General features: G+C 33.2%; 6 protein-coding genes. 4 read left to right on the top strand and 2 right to left on the bottom strand.

Going from position 1 to position 6,992, the window contains the following annotated elements; all coding sequences use genetic code 11:
- Nucleotides 1-86 precede the first annotated feature (86 nt).
- Together Cyrtocomes_RS04660 and Cyrtocomes_RS04655 are read right to left on the bottom strand one after the other, a co-directional pair.
- The gene (locus Cyrtocomes_RS04660; RefSeq protein ID WP_322498034.1) at nucleotides 87-1,238 is read right to left on the bottom strand and encodes a hypothetical protein; all 1,152 of its coding nucleotides are present in this window, start codon (nucleotides 1,236-1,238) and stop codon (nucleotides 87-89) included.
- A 170-nt stretch (nucleotides 1,239-1,408) separates the two neighbouring features.
- Nucleotides 1,409-2,701, bottom strand: coding sequence for an MATE family efflux transporter (locus Cyrtocomes_RS04655; RefSeq protein ID WP_322498033.1), 1,293 nt, complete (start codon nucleotides 2,699-2,701; stop codon nucleotides 1,409-1,411).
- Between the two features lie 186 nt (nucleotides 2,702-2,887).
- On the opposite strand from Cyrtocomes_RS04655, the gene Cyrtocomes_RS04650 reads away from it, so the two are divergent.
- The 4 genes from Cyrtocomes_RS04650 (at nucleotide 2,888) to metG (ending at nucleotide 6,637) form a co-directional block, all read left to right on the top strand.
- On the top strand, nucleotides 2,888-3,481 hold the full coding sequence (locus Cyrtocomes_RS04650; protein WP_322498032.1) for a peroxiredoxin: 594 nt from the start codon (nucleotides 2,888-2,890) through the stop codon (nucleotides 3,479-3,481).
- Between the two features lie 125 nt (nucleotides 3,482-3,606).
- Nucleotides 3,607-4,527: a thioredoxin-disulfide reductase gene (trxB, locus tag Cyrtocomes_RS04645; protein ID WP_322498031.1), complete on the top strand. Its 921-nt coding sequence runs from the start codon at nucleotides 3,607-3,609 to the stop codon at nucleotides 4,525-4,527.
- 11 nt (nucleotides 4,528-4,538) lie between these two features.
- Nucleotides 4,539-5,156 (top strand): YdcF family protein, encoded by a 618-nt coding sequence (locus tag Cyrtocomes_RS04640; protein WP_322498030.1) that lies wholly within the window; start codon nucleotides 4,539-4,541, stop codon nucleotides 5,154-5,156.
- Nucleotides 5,153-6,637, top strand: a complete 1,485-nt coding sequence (gene metG / locus Cyrtocomes_RS04635) for a methionine--tRNA ligase (protein ID WP_322498029.1) — start codon at nucleotides 5,153-5,155, stop codon at nucleotides 6,635-6,637. Before Cyrtocomes_RS04640 ends, metG begins: the two co-directional genes overlap by 4 nt.
- Nucleotides 6,638-6,992: the final 355 nt, after the last annotated feature.

Here is a 6,992-nt window from a genome sequence, read left to right as displayed (position 1 = left end):
AATCGACGCTTAGCATTACGATTTGAGAAATCCGATCTCTCTTTCCTTGCCTTTATAGCTTTAGCATCTATTAAATACAACCTTTGTTAACAGTGCCTAGCATGTCTTAGAAACAAAGTATTATCGTTTTGTGGCAAAAGATATGGCGCATCTATAAAGCCAGAAAAGATATGCTTCTTCCACCTCTCCCTTATTTTTCCATCCCTATAATCATTGCTGTCTATTATACACCTTAGATAATCTGGGTATTTTTTAAAAAATTCTTCTGTCTTTTTATCTATAATATGTCTTTCATACCAAGCCCTTCCATTTAAACCTATAAAACTCTTATCTGTACCTTTCTCAGTAACTTGATCAACCTTTTCCAACTCACCTTTCTGATTGAACCTAGGTATAAAATCTTCAATGCTTAAGCTCTGCCCTGGTATATACCCCAGTGATGTCTGGCTAATGATCCAGCCATTGTGAAAATTAACCAAAGCTATTAGCCTATCTGCACTAATATCGCACCCAGTACCAATAATACTATTTCGCCTTATTAAATTTCCACTGTAAGTAATCTCAAGATAATCTTTATGCGATATATTTATATCAGTACTTGTTGGTGATTTATTTTTAGCATTCCATCCTAGCGCACTATTCCACTCTATATCATCATCGTTATATGATTTAAATATTGGCTCTAGTTTTATAGTCTTAAAACCACAAGTATATATCCTATTACCACCAATAGAAGGACTGTTTGCCAAAGTTATAACAACTTCATCATCTTTTTTAAGCTCAATACCAGAAGAATAATAATTATAATTAGCAGCAGCAACACCTTGTGTACCATACTGTGCGCACGCTACTTTTGTGGTAATTGATGGCTTCCAAGTAAAGCCACCACTAGGCTTTATCTCCCTGTATTTAGAAGAAAAATTGTTACCACTTTGGCATGTATGCATGCATTTTTCAAATATATCACCGTTCAAATCACCAGAAACAGAAAATATATCAACTTCCATACTCTCATCCTGTGATCTTAAAAAAGATGAGCATTCACTTTTACATCTATTATAGCAAACTTTACCAACAGGCCTTGTTACTATAAGTACCTTATCGTTATTGCTAAATTCCCATGCAAAAACACATTCTTTGTATAAATCAGCATAAGCCCCCTTACCTAATAAAGAGGCTAGCAGCAATAATAGAAAGAAAAATATGAATAAATGGCCTAATTTACTTCTTTCTAACATAAAAGAACTTTAAACCATAATAAGCTTGCATCTTGTGTATTACTTTAATACCTAATAACTAATAGAATTATCGTAATCTAATTTTTATTATCGATGCAAACCTTTTAAATTTTATGATCTAAAATAATCTGTAGACAGAACATGTTGAATAATAAGCATTTCTCAACATGCTACTTTATAGCATGTCTCATTACATGATGCCTTACAATTATGTAGGTCGCTAAGAATCTAAATGCAGCATATAAAACACTACCTATAGCAAAACCTACAAGCCCCATACCCAAGGTAATCCCCATATAATATGATATCGGAATCTGTATTAACCATATAGATAATATATTGCACACCATATCAGCCTTAACTTTTTCCACAAGTTTTAGATACATTGAATTATTCTGATACATAGCCATGAATATTACATATAAACTAGCAATTGCAACAGGGGTATATGCAAGCGCCCTTATTTCTTTAAACAATGTAAAGGCGACTAAAATATGCGACCTAAATATAAGTATAATACAACATAATATACAGGCGCTTATAAAAAGAAGCCTACCATTTGCAATATAATATGAATAAAAACTCTTATAATTGTTCTTCCCAAGCTCAGCCCCACCTAATACATTGAATCCAGATGAGATGTACATAACAATTATAAATGATATTATTGTTATTGAAAAAATAATCCTAGAGGCAACAAATGCCTCCTGCCCAAGAAGATTGCCAATTATAGAGAATATCAACGAATTACCAAAATGGTCACAAATCATAGCAAACATTGATGGAATACTTAATACCGATATTCTTTTTAGATTTTTATGTAGCTTAAACACAATTCCATTTACATATTTTTTAATTATAAAAAAGTAAAGAAGAGCAAAAAGTAGATTATGTATTAAAGCAGCGTATCCCGCACCCTTTGCCCCTACCAATTTATGAACTAATATAACCCTGATTACAAATCCAAAAACCCCATCACAAATACTCATAATGCTTAGAATTTTTATTTTTTTATTCAAAAGCAGCGTGATATTTCCAATTATACAAAATGCACTAAGAGGGTAGGATATCAGATACATATCCATATAAAACTTGCACAGCTCAAATGTATCACCAGAATTACTATTAAGCCCAAAAAAGGCAATTAACTCATTATTAAAAAGAAAGATTAGAAACATCATTATGATGGAAATTAGCATGGCAAAAGTGATACCCGCTGTAAATGCTTCTTGAAAATTTTTGGTTCCAGCACTCTTACTACCTAATATTCTATAGCCTGTAAAAGATGCATAAAGCGCGCCATCAAATAATGTAAATATGGCAAATGCACATGAACCCGCAACCATTGCCTCAATGCTGTACCTACCTAAAATTGGAACCACCGCAAATTTAGCAAGAAACCCTGGCATCGAGGAAAGTAATGCGGGAAAAGAAAGTTTTGCAAGCTCCTTAACTCTATTCATCTAATGAAATAATATATCAACTAACCAAGATACTATACTGCAAAACGTGTCATTTTAAAGCCTAACTCACTTGTTATAGCTAATTATATAAACCTAATAAATAAATATAATCTTTTCTTGCAGCATTGCAGTGCATATAAATAGTGACTATATTTATTTTGTTGATTTTTGTATTTAGGTTTGTATATGTCTTTAGTTGGCAGAAATGCTCCAAATATCATAGCCGCAGCCGTGATGCCTGATGGCTCGATAGATAACCAATTTAATCTGGCTAAATATTCTCAAGGGAAGAGAGCTATAATACTCTTCTACCCATTAGATTTTACTTTCGTCTGTCCGTCAGAAATCATAGCTTTTAGTAGAAAAAATAATGAATTTAGACAAAGGGATGCTGTAGCCATAACTGTAAGCGTTGATTCTCATTTTACTCATGCAGCTTATAGAAAAACTCCTCTAGAAAAAGGCGGGATAGGAGAAATAGAAGTACCAATGATATCCGATATAACAAAAGAAATATCAAGAAATTATGGGGTATTAACAGATGGTGGAATAGCACTTAGGGGCACATTCATAATAGATAAGAATGGTATAGTAAAACATTCGCTTGTTAATGATCTACCACTTGGTCGGAATATAGACGAAATAGTGAGGACATTAGACGCACTTATACATGTTGAAGAAAACGGTGAAGTTTGCCCAGCCGGATGGAGAAAAGGTGATAAAGCAATGAAACCTACACAAGAAGGGGTCTCTGATTATCTTAAAAAGCTTATCCCTTAGTTCATTAAAAAATGATTTAAGGAGTAATAGTACTTACTCTTGCAGTTATAAGTTTGGCGCTTTGTGGGTGCATATTAAAATAACTTGTATTAAGATAAATAATAGCACATTAATTGAGGGTTTTTATGCACCACAGTAAAGTTATAATTTTAGGCTCTGGCCCAGCAGGTTATTCGGCTGCAATATATACAGCAAGAGCTTCATTAAACCCATTAATAATTTCTGGCTCTCAGCCTGGGGGGCAACTTACTATAACTACAGATGTAGAAAATTATCCTGGCTTTGCAGATCCAATTCAGGGACCATGGCTTATGGACCAAATGAAAATGCAAGCAATAAATTGTGGTGCACATGAGGTGGATGACCATATATCCCATGTGGATTTCTCATCTAGACCATTTAGATTAACAGCTGAATCTGGTAACGAATATTCATGTGATGCCCTTATTATCACAACAGGAGCTAGTGCAAATTGGCTTGGATTAAAAAGCGAGGAAAAATTTAAAGGATTTGGTGTTTCTGGATGCGCAACTTGTGATGGACCTCTCTATAAGAAAAAAACAGTAATGGTGATTGGAGGTGGCAATACAGCGGCGGAAGAGGCACTTTATCTTTCAAAACATGCGGCTAAGGTAATACTTATTCATAGAAAAGAAGCACTAAAAGCTGAAAAAATCTTACAAGAACGGGTTTTTTCAAATGCTAAGATTAGTATACTATGGAATAGAGAACTTGTAGAAGTTTTAGGAACAGAAGATCCACTCTCTGTAAATGGTGCTTTGATAAGAGATACAAAGTCTGGCAAAGAAGAAAAATTAGACTTAGATGGAATTTTTGTTGCTATTGGCCATTCACCTAATACAACTATCTTCAAGGATAAAATTGAGATGGACATACACGGGTATATTGTTACAAATAATACAAAAACTAATATACATGGAGTTTTTGCAGCTGGTGATGTGCAAGATAGAATATATAGACAAGCCGTAACTGCTGCTGGCACAGGCTGCATTGCAGCGTTGGAAGTAGAAAGGTACCTTTCTTAAACTAAGATATTTTGTTAACAAGAGCAAAGATTCTATTAGCCTTCATTCTATTCTGTTTTCTGTATTTTTTTTACGGTTTTTATGTATTCGTTAATGTAACGATACCATATCATATTAAAAATTATTCTAGCTGCAATGTTGAAGAATCTATAGCAGTACTTACGGGTGGTAGCCATAGGATTATGGAGGGGATTAATCTATATTCAAAAAACATTACAAAACCCATATTAATCAGCGGTGTAAATGGGGCTGGCGCATATAATAATATCAGAAAAATATTTGAATTACGAAACATTGATTTATCAAACCTCATGATTGGATATCACGCACAAAATACAAGGGAAAATATAATAGAAATAAAAACATTTATGGCAATAAATAGGCTAAATCATGTAACGGTGGTTACCTCATATTACCACTTGCCTAGAGTATATTTTGAGCTTAAAAGGGCTAGTGTATGTAAATTTACTTTTTGTACACCATTAAGTGGTAAAGATGCTAGTTTTGGAACATTATTTTTAGAATATGTTAAATTGCTGCTATCTACCGTTGATGTTATAACACTGAACTGGATAGACAATTATAATAAGACATTATCCTATTTTTTAAAAATGCTTCATAATAAATGAAAAGAAGATTTTATATTTCAACACCAATATATTACGTCAATGATAAGCCTCATATAGGGCATGCGTATACCTCGATTGCCTCTGATATAATAGCAAGATCTAAAGCTCTTTCCGGCTTTGATGTCCATTTTCTAACTGGAACAGATGAACACGGACAAAAGATAGAAAAAGCTGCTAAAGATACTAATATTAACGAATTCGTATCTAATTTATCGTCAAAATTTGCCTCTTTATGCAAATTAGCCAATATATCAAATACAGATTTTGTCAGAACTACAAGTGAAAAACATAAGTCATTTGTCCAATCTGTATGGAGAAAAATATCTGATGCTGGCTACATATATCTAGCTAAGTATAGTGGTTGGTATTCAATTAGAGATGAGGCTTTTTATCAAGAAGATGATCTTATAAATGGTAAAGCACCTTCTGGAGCAGATGTTGAATGGATAGAAGAAGAGAGTTATTTCTTTAAATTATCAGCTTTTCAGGATAAGCTATTGGAGCTTTATGAAAAAAATCCAACTTTTATATTACCAGCTGCAAGGCGTGCTGAAACTATATCTTTCGTAAAATCTGGATTAAAAGACCTTTCAATATCGCGTACCACATTTAAGTGGGGTATACCAGTACCAGATCATGAAGAGCATGTCATATATGTATGGTTTGATGCACTTTTTAATTATCTATCTTACCAAAATGGTTTTTGGCCGTGTGATCTGCATATTGTTGGCAAGGATATATTAAGATTTCATACTGTTTTTTGGCCTGCATTTCTTATGGCAGGGGATTTTGAACTACCTAAAAGAGTTTTTGCACATGGCTGGTGGACAAATGAAGGCGAAAAAATATCTAAATCTCTTGGAAATGTTATAGACCCTATCAAAGAAATAGAAAAGTTTGGTCTTGATTATTTTAGATATTATCTAATTAGGGCAATGCAATTTGGAAAAGATGGTGATTTTTCACAAAACATCTTAATATCTTTAGTAAATGCGGAATTAGCTAATAATATTGGAAACTTGGTTCAGAGAGTTACTTCATTCGTATATAAAACAAATAATGGGGTTGTACCTACCCCAGAAACTCTAACTAAAGAGGAGGTAAACTTACTAGATAAAGCATATGATGAAGTTAGCTGCGTCATACAGTCTATAGATAACCAAGAATTACATAGCGCAATTGAGCATATTGTATCGCTTGGAAAAATAGCAAACCTTTATATAGATAAATCAGCCCCTTGGAAACTTAAGAATACAGATATTAAGAGAATGAATACAATACTTTATACACTACTTGAATTGATAAAAGTAATTGGGATACTATTACAACCGTTCATTCCAGATTCCGCAGCCAAGATCTTAGATATACTTCAAGTACAAAATAGAAAATTTTCTGCCGTTTCAGAAAAATTAAAACCTGGGACACAAATACTGCTACCAGAACCAATTTTTAAGAAAATAGAGCCCATTACTAAAAATTAACCTTTTTATAAAAGCTAAATAGCCTGTGGTATCTGTTAAAACCACAGGCTATTTATTATAAAGCTCATATTTTTTAAAGAGGTTCATATTTCCAGATCGCACAGGATATTAGTGAGACACCCTCCTACAAAATTTATTATACATCTTTCAGAAACTCTTACTCGACTAATTATATGTTAGAAATTACAGCAAACTCCCAAAGCAACACTTTGCTAGGGATCGTATAGTAAAAGCAGTTAAATTATAGTCAGTACTATAGGCACTGTTAACAAAGGTTTTGCCAAATAATGGAAAAGATGCAATATTATATTGGAGGCGATAAATATGGTATTTAGATGGATAAAAGGTTGTTTCC

This window comes from Candidatus Cyrtobacter comes, assembly GCF_034470605.1.
Taxonomy (GTDB): domain Bacteria; phylum Pseudomonadota; class Alphaproteobacteria; order Rickettsiales; family Midichloriaceae; genus Cyrtobacter; species Cyrtobacter comes.
Note: the sequence above shows the minus strand (reverse complement) of the source record. Positions and strands in the feature narration are given on the sequence as shown.